A 19,244-nucleotide genomic window follows, 5' to 3' on the forward strand; every position below is an offset into this window, starting at 1 on the left:
GTAAGGTGTTGTAAAAGCCGTCGTGCGTTTTTCTGCTGTAAATTTATATTTAAAATCAAATACCGCACAAACACGAAAGGAAAGTTTTTCGAAGTTTTTGAAACGATAACAGTCGAATCGCATCAAATCAAGAACAGACAAGGCTTTATGAAACTCAAAATCAATTATGCGAAAATAGCAGGCAATCAGCAGCATTGCCTTTTTCTGCGTGTTTTAGCAACCACTTATTTCCCTCACGCAGATACACGCAAAGAGGAATTGCAAAAAACAGCAAAACAGAAGAGGAGAATCGGACGTAAAACAGATTCCACAATGAGGAAAATGTTCCACACCTAACAGTTCGATATCATAACTAAGAGGAATACCCTAACTAACAGGCATATTACTTTTTTGAAGCATGCGCCAAAGCAAACTCACCTGCTTCAATCAGATAGAGCAGATGCAATTGCAATTCATGTCCAACAGGCAAGGCCGGATGAAGAAACTCCGCAGTCTTACGCATGCCAATCTTCTTCATTACATTTTCACTTTTTACGTTGTTCCATGCTGTGAAAGAATAGACAACCTTCAGTTGCAACTCTTCAAAAGCAAATTGCAGGCATCGCGCTGCGCCTTCGGTGGCAAATCCATAACCCCATTGAGATCGCATGATGCGCCATCCTATCTCAACACATGGTGTAAAGTCCGCTTCGAACCTGGCCAGACTAAATCCGATAAAACCGATGAACTCGCCGGTATCGAGCCGGTCTACCGCATAGAAGCAGAATCCATTCTGCTCAAAAGAAGTATCATAGCGGGCGATAGCCGCTTCCGTTTCTTCATAATTGTAGGGTCGCGGGAAGAATTCCATTACGGCAGGATCTGCATTGAGTGCAGCTAATTGCGGAAGGTCTTCGGATTTCCATCGGCGGAATCCCAGGCGGGAAGATTGGAACAGATAGGAGGATGACATAGTAAAGGCAAAAATAAGAAGACGCTGATTATTACGAGTTTTTTATCCATCCCTTCCTTTACAATTTCAATGAGCAAACACTTTGATATATTTTCCATTCTTTTTATATTTATACCACAGGTCCCTCCTGCACACTGACCCAAGCCGCCTGACAGATCCGTACACGCATCCCCGTTGTGACCGGCATACAATAAGGTACCATTCAAACTTTATTTTATGGATCAGGTATTCCTATATTCAAAACATAAAAAATTCAGCTACCACGATTTCGATGCAGCCTCCGCTGTATTGCGCAAAGCCCTGCCCCATAGCAGCAATAAAAAAATAATGGTGCTGAGTGCACAGCCGGAACTGTATTATCTCGGCTTCTATTGCTGTTTCAACTATGAGTATGTTTATTGTCCGGTTACCCTGCAGGATGATATTGCAGCCATCGAAGCGCAGATAGCCATCATTAATCCCGGCGCCATTATTACCAACTCCAATTTATTTCTCACACACTGCCGGCAACAGGAGCATGTATACGAACCGCTTCAACTGCCTGGGTTCGACACCTGTTATTTATGTTTCAGAGAAACAGAGTCGCCCGACACCTTTTCGTCGGCAGGGCTCAGGTATATCACTTTCACTACCGGTCGCGGCGGAGCAGCCATGGGCGTGGGTATCAGCAATGCCAACATCTCGGCATTCAGCGATAATCTCGAAAGATTATTCGAAGTGGAAGAAACGGCAGTGATCGCCAATGCGTTTGCATTCTCTTCAGACCTATGCATACTCGCCATGTATCTGGCATGGAACAATCATGCATCGGTGGCGCATATCACAGAAGATGAAATCAGAAACGATGCTTTCTTTCCCGATTGGCCGGCCAGCCAGATCCTTTGTGTAGTGCCATCTGTACTTCGTCTGATGCAGAAGAACCGCCTGTTCAAGCGGGTTCCCCTGCAATCGCTCCGACATATTCTCTTTTGCAGTGAACCGTTGTTTGAAACCGATATGCAGCTGATCAAAGAACATTGTTCCAACGCCGGCATCATCAATTGTTTCGGCATTCCCGAACTGAGCATCTTCTGCACAACCTATGAAGCCGGAGCATACTATCACAGCTTCAACAAAATAGTAAGCATCGGCAGACTCAACACCGGTTGCCGTGCCTATATCGCAGATGCACAACTTTCAGCAGATGGAAATATCGAGGGTGAGCTTTGTGTTGCAGGAGATCAGGTCTTCAACGGATACCTCAACATGCCCGACAGCCATCATTTTACAGAACTCGATGGTGAACGTTATTTCAAAACCGGCCACCTCGTTATCTACAACAAAGAAGAGGATCTCTATTATTACGCAGGCCGCGTTGAACGCGAGATCCGCTATCAGGGGCATCGCATCAATCTCAATAATCTCGAATATCTTTTTTCCGGCATACATCCCATTACAGATGCAGCCGCCATCTATTCCCGCAAGTACATGACCATTGGATTGTTCTTCACCAGTTCGCCGGGATTCAAACTCGAAGATCATATGCACCTGCTGGAAAACATCCCGTCGCATCTGCGTCCTACTCACTTCTTCCCTACTCCTCATTTTCCGATGAATGCACATTTCAAAAAAGATTATCCGGCACTGGAACAATTCTACCAGCGCTATCTCGACAAGATGTATGAGTAAAACCCTGTAACCGCTTATGTAATTGCTTCTCATCGCAGAGCACCCGGTCTTATCTTTGGCCTCCCAAAACAAACCCGGATCTCATGAAGCAACTGCTTTGCATTTTACTTATCCTTTCCGCAACTTATTCTTTTGCACAGGGCGTAAAAGGTGTGGTGATGAGCCACGATAAAAAGCCACTGGTCAACGCTACTGTCTACAATCTTCGCTCCGGCGCTCACGAGCACAGCAATGAAAACGGATTCTTTTTCCTTCGCGATGCTGCCAAAGGCGATTCACTCCGTATCACGCATGTGTCTTACGCGGCACAGACTATATTCGTTGATGCAGATAATTTGAAGATACTGTTACAACCAGCAGCATTTCAGCTGGACAATGTGACGATCACCGCCGCAGTGCGCCATCTCAACGTAATTGCAGATATCGATCTTCAAACCAATCCGGTGAATTCCTCACAGGAGTTGCTGCGCAAGGTGCCAGGCCTCTTCATTGGTCAGCATGCCGGTGGTGGAAAAGCAGAACAGATATTCCTTCGCGGATTCGATATAGATCACGGAACCGATATCAACATCAGTGTGGATGGCATGCCTGTAAACAATGTAAGCCATGCACATGGACAGGGATATGCTGATCTTCACTTTCTCATTCCGGAAACAATCGGCAAGATCGATTTCGATAAAGGGCCTTACTACGCCAGCAAAGGAAATCTCGCAACAGCAGGATACGTAGCATTTGAAACGAAAGACAGACTGGATAACAGCCTGGTGCAACTCGAAGCCGGCAAATTCAACGCCTTCCGAACCCTCGGCATGTTCAACCTGCTGAACAACGAAAAAAATGCAGCATGGTTTGCAACCGACTATACCAAAACAGATGGCTTTTTCGATTCGCCGCAGAATTTCAACCGTCTCAATCTGATGGGCAAGTACAGTGTATGGTTGCCCAATAACGATAAACTCTCAATAGCTGCCTCGCATTTCACCAGCAAATGGAATGCAAGCGGACAAATCCCTGAAAGGGCCACCCATGGCCTCATCAGCCGCTTCGGCGCTATCGACGATACCGAAGGAGGAAACACTTCGCGCTCGAATATCAACCTGCAATTTCTCAAACAGGTGGATGAAAATACATTCGTGAAGAACACTGCCTATTTCAGCCACTACGATTTTGAACTCTACAGCAACTTTACTTTCTTTCTCAACGATCCCGTGAATGGGGACCAGATCAGACAGAAAGAAAAAAGAAATATCATCGGGTTTCAATCTGAGCTGAATCGCAACTTCTATCTCAACAAACTCACCATCGATTTTCAGGCGGGTGTCGGACTGAGAAACGACAATATCAGCAATATCGAATTGTCGCATACCGTCAACCGCAAAACAACAGTGGAGCCAATAATGCTGGGAGATATCAACGAAACCAATCTCTCCGGATATGCCAATGCAGAAATCAATGCAGGCAAATGGGTGATCAATCCCGGCCTTCGCATCGATCACCTGAAATTCGATTACACCGATCAGCTGGCGCCAAACTACAAACAACAATCACAGAGCAAATCGACGCTCAGTCCAAAACTGAATATCATTTACAACCAGAACCATCGTCTGCAATACTTTCTGAAACTCGGCAAAGGATTTCACAGCAACGATACCCGCGTAGTGGTAGCGCAGCAGGGTAAAAAGATATTGCCGGCAGCATATGGCGCAGATCTCGGCATCATGTGGAAACCCTTGCCACGCCTGATGTTGAATGCAGCAGCATGGTATATCTATCTCGAACAGGAGTTCGTGTACGTAGGAGATGAAGGCGTTGTGGAGCCATCAGGAAAATCCAGCAGACAGGGTATCGATCTCGGCGCAAGATATCAGCTCGGCAAATACCTGTTCTTCAACGGAGACTTCACTTACACCTATGCAAGAGCAACAGAAGAGCCCAAAGGCGAAGACCGCATTCCGCTTGCACCTCGCGTAACACTGGCGGGAGGCATCGCGTTCAAACATCCATCGGGCATTAGTGCCAGTATCAAAACAAGGTATCTGGGAGACAGGCCCGCAAACGAAGACAACAGCATCGTGGCCAAAGGATACTGCATCACCGATGCCAGCATACAATATCAGTGGAAACATTTCGGCATCGGCATCATCACAGAAAATATTCTGAATGCCAGCTGGAACGAAACGCAGTTCGCCACTACCAGCAGACTGAAAGACGAACCAGAGCCGGTAACGGAAATTCATTTCACGCCGGGAATTCCATTCAATATCAGGGGTGTGATCAGTTACCGGTTTTAAGATTTTCACCGACAAATGCATCATTGACCGGCTAAATCCGGCCACTCACCGACGGAAAAGTGGCCCTGGTTTTACATGCCTGATGATCAGCGCTATATTTGAAAATTCAAACCTGATACATGAAACCACTTATAGTTCTCTTCGGCACATTTATTCTCGGCATACTCATATCCTATGTCCTCAAAGGCAAGCTGAATCTCACTTTCAACGGCAATCTCGCTATGGGAGTGATGTTCTGCTTTACCGCGCTGGGGCACTTTATGTTCACCAAAGGAATGGCCATGATGATCCCGCCCGCATTGCCCTACAGAGAAACTGCTATATTTCTCAGCGGCATCGCTGAAATAGTGCTGGGCATTGCATTGATAATTCCGCAAACAAGGCATATAGCAGCCATCGCCATGATTGCCATGCTTGTACTGATACTTCCCGCAAATATCTATGCGGCCATCAACAGAATCAACTACGAAAAAGGAACATTCGACGGACCGGGCCTCTCCTATCTCTGGTTCAGGATTCCAATGCAGGCGTTGCTGATCGGCTGGATAATTTATTTCGGATTCCGCCGCTAGTTTTGCATCAGCGATGCCGAACTCACCAGCACAGCAAACAGCTCTGCCGCAGTGAGATGATTTTTCAGCGCCACCACCGTCTCTTCCAGATGTCTGCGTACCGCGCGTGGACTGATGTTCAGCTTAGCTGCAATTTCACTGGAGCTTAGTCCATACTCCTTGCGCATAAGAAAGATGGTGCGGCGCCGTTCGGGCAGCTGCATCAGCACTTCATTCACCTCACGGATGGTTTCCTTGCCGGTGAACCGGAGAATGGTTTCATTATCCTCCCCATCCTGCATGTACCCATACTGCTGCAGGTTCTTTTTTTCTACGGCTTTTCGTCGCACCGTATCGATAATGAGGTTTTTGGAATACGTGTAAAGAAGCGGAAGGGCATTATCCGGATCTTTGAGCTCATCTATCCTGCTCCAGAAGCGGATATAGGTTTGCTGAAGGATGTCTTTGGCATCATGCTCACTTTCTGTGAATTTCCGGATGTAGCCGTACAGCAGATCTTTTGTGCTCAGGAAGATCTTTTCGAATTGATGTTTTCGTTGATACATACCTGTTAGTTATGAACAGCCGGGTTGATAAGGCAAGTGCAAGATGAGGATTTATTTCTCGCCCCATTTTCTATTCGTGAAAGATAACAATTCGTTCATGTGTTGTAATTGATACACAATCAACTGTGTTACCAAATTATTAAGCCGCTTCCGGCAGGTTCCGCTTTCTTCCCCGCCTGCGTGAATAGACTGTATGACAGTAGACAAATCAATTCTTCAAAAATATTTTAACCGGCAATGCACTCCGGAGGAAGAGAAGGTTGTGATAGAATATCTCACAAACAGTCAAAACAACCTGGATGAATTGCAGGAGTTGCTGAACGAGGAACAGCAAGCGGTGATTCCGGAGACAATCCCCGCTGCGCTGTTCCAATCAGTTACAGAAGGTATCAGAAGCGCTACGTGGAAAGGGTTTCTTCAACCATCGCGACCCATGAATGCAAAATGGTGGTATGCCGCAGCAGCAGCCGTGCTGATTCCGGTGCTGGGCTGGTTTCTCTGGTGGCAGCCAAAACCCGCCCAGCAATACGATGCGGAACAACTCGCAGCATTAGAGAATTACGATACCATTTTCAATACCACCGACGCAACTGCCAAAGCTGTAATGCCCGACGGTACTGCCATCTGGCTCACCGCACACAGCCACTTCAGCTATCAGCCATTGCAATACGGCAAAAAGAAAAGAGCCATCAGACTGGAAGGTGAAGCATTTTTCGATGTAGCGAATGATCCTATGCGACCATTCATTGTTGAAAACGATAAGATCATTACACAGGTACTTGGTACCACTTTCAATATCGAAGCATATCCCGGCGAAACAGAAGTAAAGATTTCATTGGTTACCGGAAAGGTTGCCGTGAATGCATCGACCGATACCCTCAAACATTTTGCACCACGCATTCTGGAACCTGGTCAGCAACTGGTGTACAACAAGCAGCAATCGGGCATGACCATCAAACCGCTGATCTACAAAGATGCGGCAGTATTCACCAGAGGATGGATGGTGCTCGATGATGTGCCGCTGGCAGATGCGCTCAACAGGCTGAAACGCCAGAGCGGACTCAATATCATTATCCCGGACAATATCAAACTGAACGGAAAAAACATCACAGCCATTTTCAAAGGCGGCGATCCCAAAGAAATGCTGGGCAATATGCTCTTTGCACATGGTCTGCATTTCAAAGAAAAAGACGGAAGCTGTTACCTCTATAAAAACTAAGCACGCAAAATCAATACAAAACATACAACAATGATCGCTGTTATGATCAGGACTTACCAATCGAAACTGCAATTGATCTCCTCATGGCAAACAAAAACATTTTGCATGCTGCTGAGCCTGCTGCTCATGCAATCCGTACATGCACAGCAGAGCAGCGAACCACTCACCGAAAAAGTTTCGCTGAACATCAGTCGTTCAGACGCAGCAAGCCTGCTGCGCACCCTGCAACAACAAACCAGCTACACCTTTACCTTCGACAATAAATCGCTCAGCAATCTTTCCGTACAGGATGTTCAGTTTGCGAACAGTCCATTAGCGGATGTGCTGAAACATCTCACCAATCATTACGGACTTAAATTCTCCGTTACTTCCAGTAAGAACATCGGTGTGCTCCGCACCAGTGCTGCAGCAGCCGTGAACAACAACGGCCGCATCGCCGGAAAGATCATCGACGAAGACAATGGGGATCCGATTGCCGATGTTACCATCCGTATCGGCAGTCAGGGTCTCAGTACTGCCATCGATGGCAGTTTTCAGCTTACACTTCCCAAAGGTGTTTACGAAGCAGAGATCACAGCAGTCGGTTACGGGAAGAAACTGATCACACAGATTGAAGTGAAAGAGAATCAAACAGCCGATCTCAATATCACCCTGAAAAGAGAAAAAGGACAATTATCAGCCGTTGTAGTAAAAGCATCAGCGAAAAGAGAATCGGTGGCCAGCTTTTTTACACGTCAGAAAAACAATGCAGCCATCACCGATGGCATCAGTGCAGAACAGATCAGCAGAACACCCGACAAGAACATCGGAGAAAGCCTCAAAAGAATCAGCGGCATTTCTTCACTCGACAATAAATATGTGGTAGTGCGCGGACTGAGCGAACGATACAACCAAGCCATTCTGAACGGACAGCCCATGCCCAGCACCGAGCTCAACCGAAAACAATTTGCATTCGACATCATTCCTTCCAACATCGTTGACAATATCACTGTAAACAAAACGCTTACTCCCGATATGAGTGCAGAGTTCGGAGGTGGACTGGTGCAGATCAACACAAAGGGAATACCAACAGAAAACTTTCTCAACGTAACAGTTGGCGCAAGCATCAACAGCAATACTACCGGAGAAAACCTGTTATCGCTGAAAAGAGAGAACAACCGCGAGTACTTCGGAGACTATGCTTCACATCGTTATGTTGGTGGAAAGAAAGACTGGAAATCTTTGCAGGATATCCGCGAATTGCAGACCTCAAAAGGAAACGGCACCATTCTGCAAAACAACTGGCAACCCTACTATTACAAAGCGCAGCCATCACAGAACTATCAGATATCGCTGGGCAGAGTATTCGATATCAATACAGCACGTCAGCAAAAGGTAGGCTTCATCGCATCGATCAGTTACCGCAATACGCAACAGATCCAGGATCTGCTTTCGGCGAGATATGGTTTCGGAACAGGAACCGATGAAAGACATACCAGCATGCTGAATGGCAGACAATTTATGTTCAACACCAATATCGGCGGTGTGCTGGGTGTGGGCTACTCCACTCCTTCCTTTACGATCAGCTGGCAGAACCTGTTCACCCGCCTGCTCGATCAGCAAGCCAATTTTGGAACCGGTCTGCATCAGGCAACCGACAACGATACGAGTTCAGCATTCGTAGAACGTTTGTTCCAGACCACACTCTGGCAGAGCCAGCTGCGCGGCGAACATCGCATTGGCAATAAAGGAATCAAACTGAACTGGAATATCAACTATGCATATGCGAAGAAGGTTCGTCCGGATAACCATGTGCTGGTATGGAATCCTGTTCCATCGAACTTCGATCTCCCGCACAATGAATTCACCATGGCGGGTTATTATCCCGAAGGAAATTCGATGCCGGCCGATGATCCTGCATCACTTCGCATGTACACCAATACACTGGAAAAAAATACAGGATGGAATCTGAATGTTCAGCTGCCTGTTCAGGTTGGAAATGTGAGAACGATCATCAAGCCCGGTTATGCAGGCTGGGTGAAAGACAGACGTTTCTTTGTAGCCATGATGGGCGATTATCCCGGCGATTTCACCACCTATCCGTCGGTAGGACAGTTATTCAGTCCACAGTATGGTGGCGGACGCAGCGGTGTATCCAATTTCGGAGACGATTACAATCGCACCGCATCACTGCACGCCACTTATGCCATGTTCGATCACAGATGGAAGAAATTCAGATTGGTTTGGGGAGCACGAGCAGAATACTTCGACATGAACAAAGTGAATGGTGCTCTCGATGGAATTGTGAAAGACATCAACCGAGGTCGTGGCGGAGACAATCAGCTTGATTTCTCTGAACTCTACAACAGAGAAGATAACTGGCGCTTCTTCCCTTCTGCGAATATCACATACAGCCTCACATCCAAAATCAACATCCGCGCAGCATACGCAAAAAGCGTTATCAGACCGGATCTGCGTGAGATGGCATGGTTCAGGGAATATGATTTTGAACTGGGAGGAAACTACAACGCTTACTTTTTGCACACCACAACACTGGACAATTACGATATGAGGGTTGAATGGTATCCGGGAGCAGGAGAAGTATTGTCTGCTTCGGTATTCTACAAGAACATCAAATTCCCGATGGAGATAAGACAGGTGGAAAGTCAACGCATGTACGAACTCTACAACAATTACAGGAGCAAGAGTTACGGCATAGAGATGGAGGTTCGGAAAACGTTACAGTTCACGGAGATTCCTGTGATCAAGAATCTTACCGTGTATGGAAACTTCACAGCGTTGAAAAGTAAGGTAACACCGATGGATGAGAACCTCAACAAAATGGATCCTGCCAATCCGCTTAATGTGCTTCCTCAAATAATAGTAGGGAAAGAAGAAGAAAGACCATTAACGGGTCAGAGCAATATCATGACCAATCTGGGGCTTTACTACGACGACAAACATTTGCACCTGAGTCTCAGTTACAACTCAGTATCGGCAAGGCCTTTCATTATAGTAACACGTGCTTCAACGAGTGAGTACGATCAGCCGATGAAGTCTCTCGATGCGCAGATAGCTTATCGTTTTCTGAAGCAGAAGATGGAAGTAAAACTGAATATCAGCAACCTTCTTGATGCCTATTCGGTGGTATATACCAATCAGGGAAAGAATCCGCAGGAGTATGAAGATGCGAAAAGCGGCAATTACAAAAGCAACTACTTACAATACCAAAAGAACACAGATTTATTGATACAGCGGCTTACTCCGGGGCGCACCTACGGGTTAAGTATCAGTTACCAGTTCAGCAGATAACATTGGCCCTCTGATTTCTTATTCTATAAAAATTTAAAATCAAAAAAGTGATGAAAAAGACAAACATCCTTTTGGGTTCAACGGTGGGAGTACTCTCCTGTGTAATGATTTTTCTGGCTTGTAAGAAAAATTTCAAGGACAATCCGGATGCTGGTGGCGCCAATTCAGCAACGCTGGCTCCCTGCAGCACACCGGGTTCATGCGGTACTCAAACACTTACAGGTGTATTGGGTACAGGACCAACTGTAAGAGACACCATTCGTCTGCAAAGCTGTACCGAGTATACGCTGAGCGGACTGGTTTGGGTGGATTCACTGGACGTTTTGGAAATTGAGGCAGGCACACGCATTCTTGGAGGAGCTGCAGTAGGCACCAATCCAGGAGGCGGTCTTATCATCACTCGTGGCGCGAAGATTTCAGCCACAGGTCAGGCTTCCTGCCCGATCATCTTCACCTCTTATCGCTGGAACAACAATCCGCAACCCGGCGACTGGAGCGGCGTAATCATTCTGGGTAATGCACCTGTTAACAAGAGCAACCCAAGAATTGAAGGTGTACCTGACAATCCACCAGCTGGTGCCAACTATGGTGGAACAAATTGCAACGACAATTCAGGCATCTTCCGTTATGTACGTATCGAGTATGCAGGTTATGCACTCGCTACAGACAATGAGATCAATGGTCTCACACTCGGTGGTGTAGGTTGCGGAACTGAGATCGATTATGTTGAAGTGTACAAAGCAAACGATGATGCCTTCGAATTCTTCGGTGGTAACGTGAATGCCAAACACCTCGTGGCTGTTGATCCTCTGGACGACATCTATGATTTCGATTTCGGTTATCAGGGTCATCTTCAGTTCATTCTTGGACTGTCTGACACTACCCGTGCCGACATCAGCACATCAAATGGCATTGAAGCTGATAACGACAACGCACTTCCTGGCGGTGTTGGATCAGACGACAATCCACAAACACGCCCTGTGATCAGCAACCTTACGCTGATCGGTTATCCTAACATAGCTAAAGCTACTGCTGCTAACCGTGGTGTGGGTAATCAGTGGAGAAGAAATGCTGGTTTCGTTCTGGAGAACAGCATCATTCTCGGTTACAAGAGCGGTATCCTGCTCGACAACTGTAAAGCTCAGAACAAGTACCTCAGCACAACACCGGTTGATTCTCTGAAATCGAACCTGGTGCATGCTTACAACGCTGCTTCTGCTTTTGTTGTAGGTGGTGCTTCTACCTGCTCTCCAACACCATGGACTTCAGCTGATTTCCTTGCTCAGGCTACTACAACCGGCGCTGGTTGCGGATCTGACAAAAACGTGGCGTACATCAACTCTAACGCTAACGCAGACATCAAGCTGAGAAATCCGTTCAATCACGCAGGCCTTCCTGGTCAACCTGCATTCTATCAACCGCAAACTACCTCACCAGCTGTTAGTGGTTGGGCAAATTGCGGTCTCCCAGGATTGCAGTGTGTTGGTTGCAACTCATTCTTCTCATTCACCACTGTTGCATACAGAGGTGCATTCGGACCTGCTGCTGCCGACAACTGGGCTGCAGGATGGGCAAGATTCTAGTAACTATTTACAAACAGCGGCCGGAGCCTTCGGGCTCCGCCGCCTGTTTTTTCAACTATACCAATTATGTTCAGAAAATTCTCAATGATTGTATCAGCCTGCATCACTATCGGTCTGATCAATGCATGCAGCAAAGGAACACCTGTAGAAAATTATAACTTCGCAAAGCTTGTATTGTATAACAACGCGCTTGTGAATGTTCCTAAAGTGTCGCTCTACCTCGATGGCGTTAAGAAAGCAGAGATCGAACCTGGCTACCTCGCCACACAAATGGTTGCGCAAGGAAGCAAGCCTGTTGCCATATCCATCAGAGATGCAGCAGACGACACCAGATACCTCGATACCACCTTCATTCCTTCCGGCCTCAGTTATGCATTCGGGGCGCTCATCGACAATACGCTGGGCATCCGCCAGTTTATGCAGCCTCCCATTACTCCCATACCGGCTGATCACTGGAGATTGCAGTTCTATCATACCATCAGGATCGGCGAACAAAAGAAAACCGTTCAATACAAGTTCTATTACGACGAAACGTATGATGGCCTTGGCATCAAAGAAATTCCCGCCACACTCGCTCCTGTGAAAAACGGCGAGTTGAGTTCCTACGTAGACATTCCGGATCTCCGCGCTCCCGATGGCAATATCTATCCTTTATACTTCAGAGCATACGACAGCAACGACGGATCGCTGCTCGTAGACTTCATTCCAAACGAAACAATGTCTTTCAACCTGATTGTACTGGAGACCGGCAAACGTTATGTAATGCCCACTCCCACATTTGAATTTGACGGCAAACTGTTCTGGGATCTATCCATGTGTTATCCGCTCTAAACAGTGGCGATGATTTTTTACGCGAAGAAGCGCAGCAGCGGCCCTGCCGGTTTATTCACCGGCAAGGACAGCACTGCAGGCATCAGCCCTTGATGCGCATAGGAAATGTTTTGGTGAGCGTGAAGCCTGTGCAGATCATCCAGATAAAAGATCCGAATCTGGCAACAGGCAGCAGATACGAAAACGGAAAGAAAATAAAGCTGAGGACTGACAACTCCGAAACCACAGCCAGCAACAGCCCCAACCAGGCCACCCACCTGGGTGTCAGCCTCAGCAGCAAACACGGAACAGCTATGCCTGCCATCAGTAAGCCAAGCCCGGCAATATGTGCCACGCCTCCAGTGGCAAATCCGAATAACTGAAATGCATGTAAAATATCTTTATTGTCAGCCACCCCAGGCTGAGTAAGCACCCAGGTGCTGAGCCCGTTCAAAGCCATGAACAGAGAAGCAGCCATACCTCCGAAGAAGGCAATGGAAATGCCTGCCACTTTGATGTCGAGAAAATCGAGCCTGTTGCAAACGGTTGCTGTAAAGAGGCCAAGTGGTATGGCTGATCCGAATTGCAGAAAGGCATTGATTCGCAATGCATCACCGTACTGAAGAAAGATGCGCTGGTTTTCTTCGGGAGATCCGAATACAATCGGATATCCGGTTCCGTTAGACATGGCAAAATAAGCGATAAGGCTCAGTGCGAACAGCGCCACATATACCACGGCTGTGATGCCGGGATTGGGTCCTTTGTGTTTATTGACTACTGCAGACATGATGTTTTTGTTTGTGTTGTTAATTTAGTTTGTATTACAGACTTTATTTGCCAGAAAAAAGCCTTTTCAGGCCAGTTTCGTTTTTGTCAGAGATGCAGGTAGCCCTTTATATCCGACACATATTTTTCAAATGCCTTTCTTCCCGTGGGTGTGAGCGAGCAGATGGTTTGCGGATAGTTGCCCTTGAAGGTTTTGAGCACTTCCACATACCCAGCTTCATTCAGTTTTTTGATCTGATGACTGAGGTTTCCCTGGGTAGTATTGGTTACTTCCAGCAGGTGGCCGAAATCGGCCTTTTTCATTTTGATCAGTACCGAAACAATCGCCAGCCTAACCGGCGTTCCAAGCACGGGGTCGAGTTCATTAAACATCCGTTGTCTTTTCGTTCTTGTATAAATATCCGGGCAGCAGATAACCGCTCAGTACAGCGGCGGCCTGCATCAGCGGTTTGTAAGCATCTGCCACAAACACACTGGCAACTGCCATCGCCAAAAACACTACCCCACCAACCACCATTGGTCTGAAGCGGATCAGCATTCCGGTTACCAATGTACCGATTCCTCCGATAACCATGGTGTAAGTGAATGGTGGCAACTGCCGAACGATGCTTACCAGTACAACTACAATAAAGGCAAGACCAAGCACCATCCAGAGCTTTTGCAGAAACTGATCTGCGTATCCTTCAGATGAATGCCGGTTTTTTCTGTATTGCACCATGCTCACCACAATGCCTGTGATCACAAGTATCGGAAAAGGAAGGAAGAACAGCTTCACTCCTGCCACTTCTTTCAGCACGTAAAATAATACACTGGCGGCAAAGATCAGCCAACCCCACAATAGAAAATAGAATCGCCAGTTTCGCACCTGGTTATTGGTTCCCGCCAATACTCCTGCTATCAGCTGCAGGCTTTCGGAAGGTGTAAGAACAGGTTCTGATTGTTTCATGTTTGCTCGATTTACACTCAAAAGTAAATATAGTTTACAATACAAACCAGACCTTTGGTAAAATTTCCGGTGAATGACGGATGAAAGCCGGTAAATGCACTTAAATCGGGGAAATTGCTACTCAGGGTTTGCGCAACTGATCCAATGCGGTTTGCAGGATAACGTCCTGCCCCTGCTCAATAGCAGCCCGGTCAAATGGAACCGGAATGTCCGGAACAACACCCTGCCCTTCGGTGATAGTACCATCGACGGTTTTGAATGCAGCAGATGATGTCTGCACCTCCATAAACCCTGTAAGCTTGAATGGGCCCGCATTGTAGAGTTGTTCGTTGAATGCATACGGACCATTCGCTCCCCATGTTGTTTCACCAATGAACTTTCCTCCGGGCAATTGTTTTACAGCCAGTGTTACACTCTCTGCGAGAGAAGCCGAGAAGTTATCTGCCAGCGCAATCACCGGTACCGAAACACCGGCACTGCCCTGCAATGGTCTTATATAGCTGGGTACCCATGGCGTGAAATCGAGTCTTCCTGCGCCGTTCTTGTACCTGGTAAATCCGAACTGAACATTGCGATTGGTTAATCTGCCCATGAGAAAATTAATATCGCTGATATCGCCTCCTGTATTTCCGCGCACATCGATGATAATGCCTCTGATGGCCGGAGGTAATGTGCTCAGGCTTCTGAAGAACTGTTCCAGCACGGGTTTTACGCCATTTTCTTTGGTGGATGTCCATGCATCGTACAGAAAAAAGCTATTGCAGTGGAAGTACAATACATCGCCTCCGATAGTACCGGTTAAAGCGTAGACCTGTCTGGATGGATCGGTGGTATTGTCTCGTCCTTCCCTGTAATCGAGGTAGAGGTATCTCGCGCGCACCAGTGACGCATAGCTCACACGGGGATGATACCCCGCCATACGCTGCTTGCGATCGCGTGATGGATTGATGATGGAATCGCGCAGCGCAGGATGCAGGAAATTAATGTAGTAATGCCCGTCGATCAAACCGGCTGTCATCTCCCGGAAATATCCTACAGACTTTTTTACGTCTTCAGTTTTATTGAGATCGAGTGTTGCAAATATGGGCGCATATTTACTGCGCATCGCTTCCCAGTTGGTTTGGTCGATATCCCAGAAGAGATAGCGGGAATTCATTTCAGACCAGAACCGATCGAAGAGTTCATTGAAGTTGGCCGGAGTGCCGGATTCCGGGCCGGCAGTTTCTTTTTTGCAGGAGCTCAGCAAAGCGCCTGCTGAAATGAGGATAGCAAGTATATGTTTAGTGATTGCTTGCATGGTTATTGTTTTTCCGGTTTACAGATCTTTCATCCATCCGATCATTACAGCTGCTGTGCGGTGGGAATGCAGTTGCTGGTTCTCCATGTATTCTTTCTGATAGCTGTTCAGTGAGTAGCTGTACCGGATCTCAACCGAGAGGCGGTATCCATCTTTATACAACCAATTGGCGCCGATGCCACCGACGGCACCGAAGTCGAAACGCTGGTCTTTCTTCGACTCGAAAGCATTGTTCTCCGAATACTCCGCCATGCGGAAATAAGAACTGGGCGTCCCATCCGGAGCCGTTCCGTCCGTGAGATCATAAATATTTGGGATGGCTCCTTTCTTCGATTTGAATGCCCACCAGCCTGCATACGCACCTGCCTGCGCAAAGGCATCCAGCTTTTTACCAAGTGGATACCGGTACTGCAGCATTACCGGTAGTTGCAGGTAAGTATTGCTGTTCTTCTCCCAGGTGGCCGAATAATTCTTGGTGCGACGGTAACTGATATTCTTTTGAAAAACGCCTGGCTCTGCATAAATGGCCAGCCTTGCATCGAGGTTGTATTGAAAAGAAAAGCCGGCAGCAAAGCCGCCGGCAGGAAGATATTCAGAGTAAATAACACCAGGTGCTTTATCTGGCTGGCTGAGTGTGAACCCGGCTGTTATGCCGGCTGAAAACTGCGCTGTGGCCTTCATTGCAGGCATCCACAGCAAACAAACAAGCACAGTGAATTTACAAACAGATAGATTTTTCAGCATACGAAAAGTAAGATAATTCATTGCAGCAATTGCAACAAATACATCCTGTTAAACTATCGTATGCAATGTACGAATGGTGGAAACCGGTTACCGGGCCAACAGTTTATCGAGCCACTCATAGAGCTTCTCTCCCACCATACCGATACCGAGATAAGTTCCATCTTTATCGATGAGTGCACTCTGAGGCAGAATGCTGATCTGGTAAGTTTTGGCAATCTCTCCCTGGAAGCCTTTACCATCGGCCATTTGCGGCCAGGTGATATGGTCTTCTCCGATAGCTTTTATCCATGCCGCTTTTTCTTTCTCGGTATTCATGGTAACTCCCAACACAACAAATCCTTTGTCTTTGTATTTCTCAAAGGCTTCTTCCAGTTTCGGACCTACTTCCCTGCATGGTTTGCACCAGCTTGCCCAGAAATCGAGGAGAACAATTTTGCCACGGAAATCAGACAATTTTATGGGTTTGCCATCTTGCGTAAATCCGGTGATCTCAGGAGCAGGCAATCCGGGTTTCAGTGCATTTTTCAGGCGGCATTTTTCTGCGTATGCCAGTCCTCTTTCACTGTTCCGCAATTCGGGCGAGAGTGTTTCGAACAACTTCTCCATCAGCTCACCATCTTTTTGCATTCGCACCGGAGCAAGCACCAGATCGAGACTGGTCCAGGAAGCAGGATTATTTCTGATAAATGTTTCAGCCACTTTGATGTCTACATCATCGGCATTAGTGCCACTCATCGCAGCCCATTTGCGCAGATCGGTATTGGCCTTTCCTCCGGTTATCGTTGCTTTGCCGATAGAGTCTGTACCTTTCAGTGTAACCAATCCGTTCTCCAGATAAAACTCCTTCATCTCCACAGTAGTGGCATCACTGAGCGTTTTGGTGCCACGAGCCAGAATCAGCATGCCTTTCCGCGGATCTTTCACATTTCCTTTGAGAACGAAGTTTCCATTCACCAGCTTTGCTGTATCAAAAACAGTGGAAGTGGGTGTTTGATACATCAGATACACAGTAGCTGCTCCTTTCAGTTTGCTGAGCGAGCCTTTGATTGTGAATTGCTGCTGTGCAAAGCAAAGAGCCGGAACGATTGCTGCAAATAAGAGGAATGCTTTTTTCATAAGGTAGGTTTTATTACTTCACATTTTCATCTACCGCATACGGCAGAATGAGTTTGATGGTATGTTGCTTTTCGTAATTGATGGGCAATGATTTGCTGATGCCGAGGGCAGTGCCTTTCATTGTACCATTCACTTTAACCAGATTGTCTTTAGTGAAATCGAGGCCCGGAATAGCTCCGAGCTCAGCAGCATTGATGGTCAGCTGAATGGGCACCATAAAATTGCTGTGTCCATCCACACTGAAATTTGTGTCGATCACGGCATGGCCGAGTTTGTAGCTGTTCAAATGCAGATCGAGTTCGCCGCCTTTGAAATTGAATCCGAGACGGTTCTGGTTGTAGCAATGTGCTTCGATCCGGATCTGTGCATGGCCGGAGGTATCGAATTTGAGAATGCGGATGGGCAGTTCTTTCGGTTCGCGGATCTCCGGTGTGTCGAATACGGAGCAGGAAGCCAGCAACAGGGGTAAACCTGCTGCCAGCATCAGCATCCTTGCTGAACATCTAAACAATTTCATGTAGTGTAGTGGTTACTGTTAGTTTATTTGTTTCCGATCTCCTGCAGATCTATACCATAGGTATCCTTGAAGAAGTCGATGATCAGATCGTACTTTTTCCTGAATTTTCCGTTTACATCTCTTGAAGGGATAAATACGGTAGATTCAAGCGTTGCATAATCATTTGTAAGGATGGAAGTAAGGTGATCGCGAAGATCTTCCGTTGCTCCCATTTGGGTGTAGGTTTTGTACACCCCTTCTGTATTCGGCGTGAGACCAACACCCGAATAGACAGTAACCTTATCGAAGCCTGTTGGCATTGGAATAAGTCCTCTGTTGATGGCTACCATCAGCAGTGATGCGTTCAGTTGTCCGCGTGTACTGTCTACTTCAGCCGGAGTAAGTGTAGCAATACGGTTGGTCCATCCAAGCACAATATGATTGTAGCCATCTCTCGCTGCCGGGTAGGTTGGCGTCAGATCACTTGAAGGATAGTTATTTTGCAATGGAACGATAAGATCCTTTGCCAGCAGTATCTTCAATGGCATTGCCTTTTGAAGGAACTCCTCCGGATAGAGGCTGAACAGGTTGGCATTGAGAAAATCCATTGCTTCCTGTGCATGTTCCGGGCCCGCAGATGTTGCCGTGGCATTTCTGGAGAATGGTCCTGTTGGCGTATAAATAAAATCAGGCTCCGTGAAATTGTATAAAATATAGGTTCTGTACTTGTTCAGCACCTGCATGATCTGCTGATCAACCGGTTTGTTGCCCTGTGGCATATGATAGAGTCGGTTGTCTTCAGACGGAGTGAGTGCAGCTTCTTTCTTGCAGGAAGAGAATGCCAGGAAAGCTGTTCCCAGCAATACTGCGGGAGCAACTTTAAGGAAAGAAATATGTTGTTTCATCGATTTCATTTTTAATCAGTGTA

Annotated in this window: 18 protein-coding genes; 8 read left to right on the forward strand and 10 right to left on the reverse strand. The window is 46.9% G+C overall.

Features of this window, described 5'->3' with window-relative positions; genetic code table 11:
* Window positions 1–147: 147 nt before the first annotated feature.
* Window positions 148–336: a hypothetical protein gene (locus tag HHL16_RS12055; protein WP_169425447.1), complete on the forward strand. Its 189-nt coding sequence runs from the start codon at window positions 148–150 to the stop codon at window positions 334–336.
* A 46-nt stretch (window positions 337–382) separates the two neighbouring features.
* Here the strand turns inward: HHL16_RS12055 and HHL16_RS12060 are convergent, their stop codons facing one another.
* On the reverse strand, window positions 383–952 hold the full coding sequence (locus HHL16_RS12060) for a GNAT family N-acetyltransferase (protein ID WP_169425448.1): 570 nt from the start codon (window positions 950–952) through the stop codon (window positions 383–385).
* Window positions 953–1,168: 216 nt separating this feature from the next.
* Here HHL16_RS12060 and HHL16_RS12065 point away from each other — a divergent pair, with 216 nt between their 5' ends.
* The 3 genes from HHL16_RS12065 (at window position 1,169) to HHL16_RS12075 (ending at window position 5,483) form a co-directional block, all read left to right on the forward strand.
* Entirely contained in the window at window positions 1,169–2,620 is a 1,452-nt protein-coding gene (locus tag HHL16_RS12065; protein WP_169425449.1) for an AMP-binding protein, read from the forward strand.
* 83 nt (window positions 2,621–2,703) lie between these two features.
* On the forward strand, window positions 2,704–4,911 hold the full coding sequence (locus tag HHL16_RS12070) for a TonB-dependent receptor (protein ID WP_169425450.1): 2,208 nt from the start codon (window positions 2,704–2,706) through the stop codon (window positions 4,909–4,911).
* Window positions 4,912–5,030: 119 nt separating this feature from the next.
* On the forward strand, window positions 5,031–5,483 hold the full coding sequence (locus HHL16_RS12075; RefSeq protein ID WP_169425451.1) for a MauE/DoxX family redox-associated membrane protein: 453 nt from the start codon (window positions 5,031–5,033) through the stop codon (window positions 5,481–5,483).
* Here HHL16_RS12075 and HHL16_RS12080 read toward each other — a convergent pair.
* Window positions 5,480–6,028, reverse strand: coding sequence for a sigma-70 family RNA polymerase sigma factor (locus tag HHL16_RS12080; RefSeq protein ID WP_169425452.1), 549 nt, complete (start codon window positions 6,026–6,028; stop codon window positions 5,480–5,482). The genes HHL16_RS12075 and HHL16_RS12080 overlap by 4 nt on opposite strands.
* A gap of 193 nt (window positions 6,029–6,221) precedes the next feature.
* On the opposite strand from HHL16_RS12080, the gene HHL16_RS12085 reads away from it, so the two are divergent.
* The 4 genes from HHL16_RS12085 (at window position 6,222) to HHL16_RS12100 (ending at window position 12,952) form a co-directional block, all read left to right on the forward strand.
* Window positions 6,222–7,247 (forward strand): FecR domain-containing protein, encoded by a 1,026-nt coding sequence (locus HHL16_RS12085; protein WP_169425453.1) that lies wholly within the window; start codon window positions 6,222–6,224, stop codon window positions 7,245–7,247.
* A 42-nt stretch (window positions 7,248–7,289) separates the two neighbouring features.
* On the forward strand, window positions 7,290–10,538 hold the full coding sequence (locus tag HHL16_RS12090; RefSeq protein ID WP_169425454.1) for a TonB-dependent receptor: 3,249 nt from the start codon (window positions 7,290–7,292) through the stop codon (window positions 10,536–10,538).
* Between the two features lie 50 nt (window positions 10,539–10,588).
* Complete coding sequence (locus tag HHL16_RS12095) at window positions 10,589–12,121, forward strand: hypothetical protein (RefSeq protein WP_169425455.1); 1,533 nt, start codon at window positions 10,589–10,591, stop codon at window positions 12,119–12,121.
* Window positions 12,122–12,187: 66 nt separating this feature from the next.
* The gene (locus tag HHL16_RS12100) at window positions 12,188–12,952 is read left to right on the forward strand and encodes a hypothetical protein (protein WP_169425456.1); all 765 of its coding nucleotides are present in this window, start codon (window positions 12,188–12,190) and stop codon (window positions 12,950–12,952) included.
* An 82-nt stretch (window positions 12,953–13,034) separates the two neighbouring features.
* On the opposite strand, the gene HHL16_RS12105 is transcribed toward HHL16_RS12100, so the two are convergent.
* The 8 genes from HHL16_RS12105 to HHL16_RS12140 form a co-directional block, all read right to left on the reverse strand.
* Window positions 13,035–13,718 carry a hypothetical protein gene (locus HHL16_RS12105; RefSeq protein ID WP_169425457.1) on the reverse strand — a complete coding sequence of 228 codons (684 nt, stop codon included), beginning with the start codon at window positions 13,716–13,718 and terminating at the stop codon, window positions 13,035–13,037.
* A gap of 86 nt (window positions 13,719–13,804) precedes the next feature.
* Window positions 13,805–14,089 (reverse strand): transcriptional regulator, encoded by a 285-nt coding sequence (locus HHL16_RS12110; RefSeq protein WP_169425458.1) that lies wholly within the window; start codon window positions 14,087–14,089, stop codon window positions 13,805–13,807.
* A complete protein-coding gene (locus tag HHL16_RS12115) occupies window positions 14,082–14,663 on the reverse strand; it encodes a hypothetical protein (protein WP_169425459.1) in 582 nt (193 codons plus the stop codon). Before HHL16_RS12115 ends, HHL16_RS12110 begins: the two co-directional genes overlap by 8 nt.
* A 121-nt stretch (window positions 14,664–14,784) precedes the next feature.
* Window positions 14,785–15,960 carry a S41 family peptidase gene (locus tag HHL16_RS12120; protein ID WP_169425460.1) on the reverse strand — a complete coding sequence of 392 codons (1,176 nt, stop codon included), beginning with the start codon at window positions 15,958–15,960 and terminating at the stop codon, window positions 14,785–14,787.
* A gap of 18 nt (window positions 15,961–15,978) precedes the next feature.
* Window positions 15,979–16,704, reverse strand: a complete 726-nt coding sequence (locus tag HHL16_RS12125) for a porin family protein (RefSeq protein WP_169425461.1) — start codon at window positions 16,702–16,704, stop codon at window positions 15,979–15,981.
* Window positions 16,705–16,791: 87 nt separating this feature from the next.
* On the reverse strand, window positions 16,792–17,820 hold the full coding sequence (locus HHL16_RS12130; RefSeq protein WP_169425462.1) for a TlpA disulfide reductase family protein: 1,029 nt from the start codon (window positions 17,818–17,820) through the stop codon (window positions 16,792–16,794).
* Between the two features lie 13 nt (window positions 17,821–17,833).
* On the reverse strand, window positions 17,834–18,337 hold the full coding sequence (locus tag HHL16_RS12135; RefSeq protein WP_169425463.1) for an LEA type 2 family protein: 504 nt from the start codon (window positions 18,335–18,337) through the stop codon (window positions 17,834–17,836).
* Window positions 18,338–18,360: 23 nt separating this feature from the next.
* Complete coding sequence (locus HHL16_RS12140) at window positions 18,361–19,221, reverse strand: hypothetical protein (RefSeq protein WP_169425464.1); 861 nt, start codon at window positions 19,219–19,221, stop codon at window positions 18,361–18,363.
* Window positions 19,222–19,244 lie beyond the last annotated feature (23 nt).

It is taken from the genome of Pseudoflavitalea sp. G-6-1-2 (genome assembly GCF_012927185.1).
Lineage (GTDB): Bacteria > Bacteroidota > Bacteroidia > Chitinophagales > Chitinophagaceae > Pseudobacter.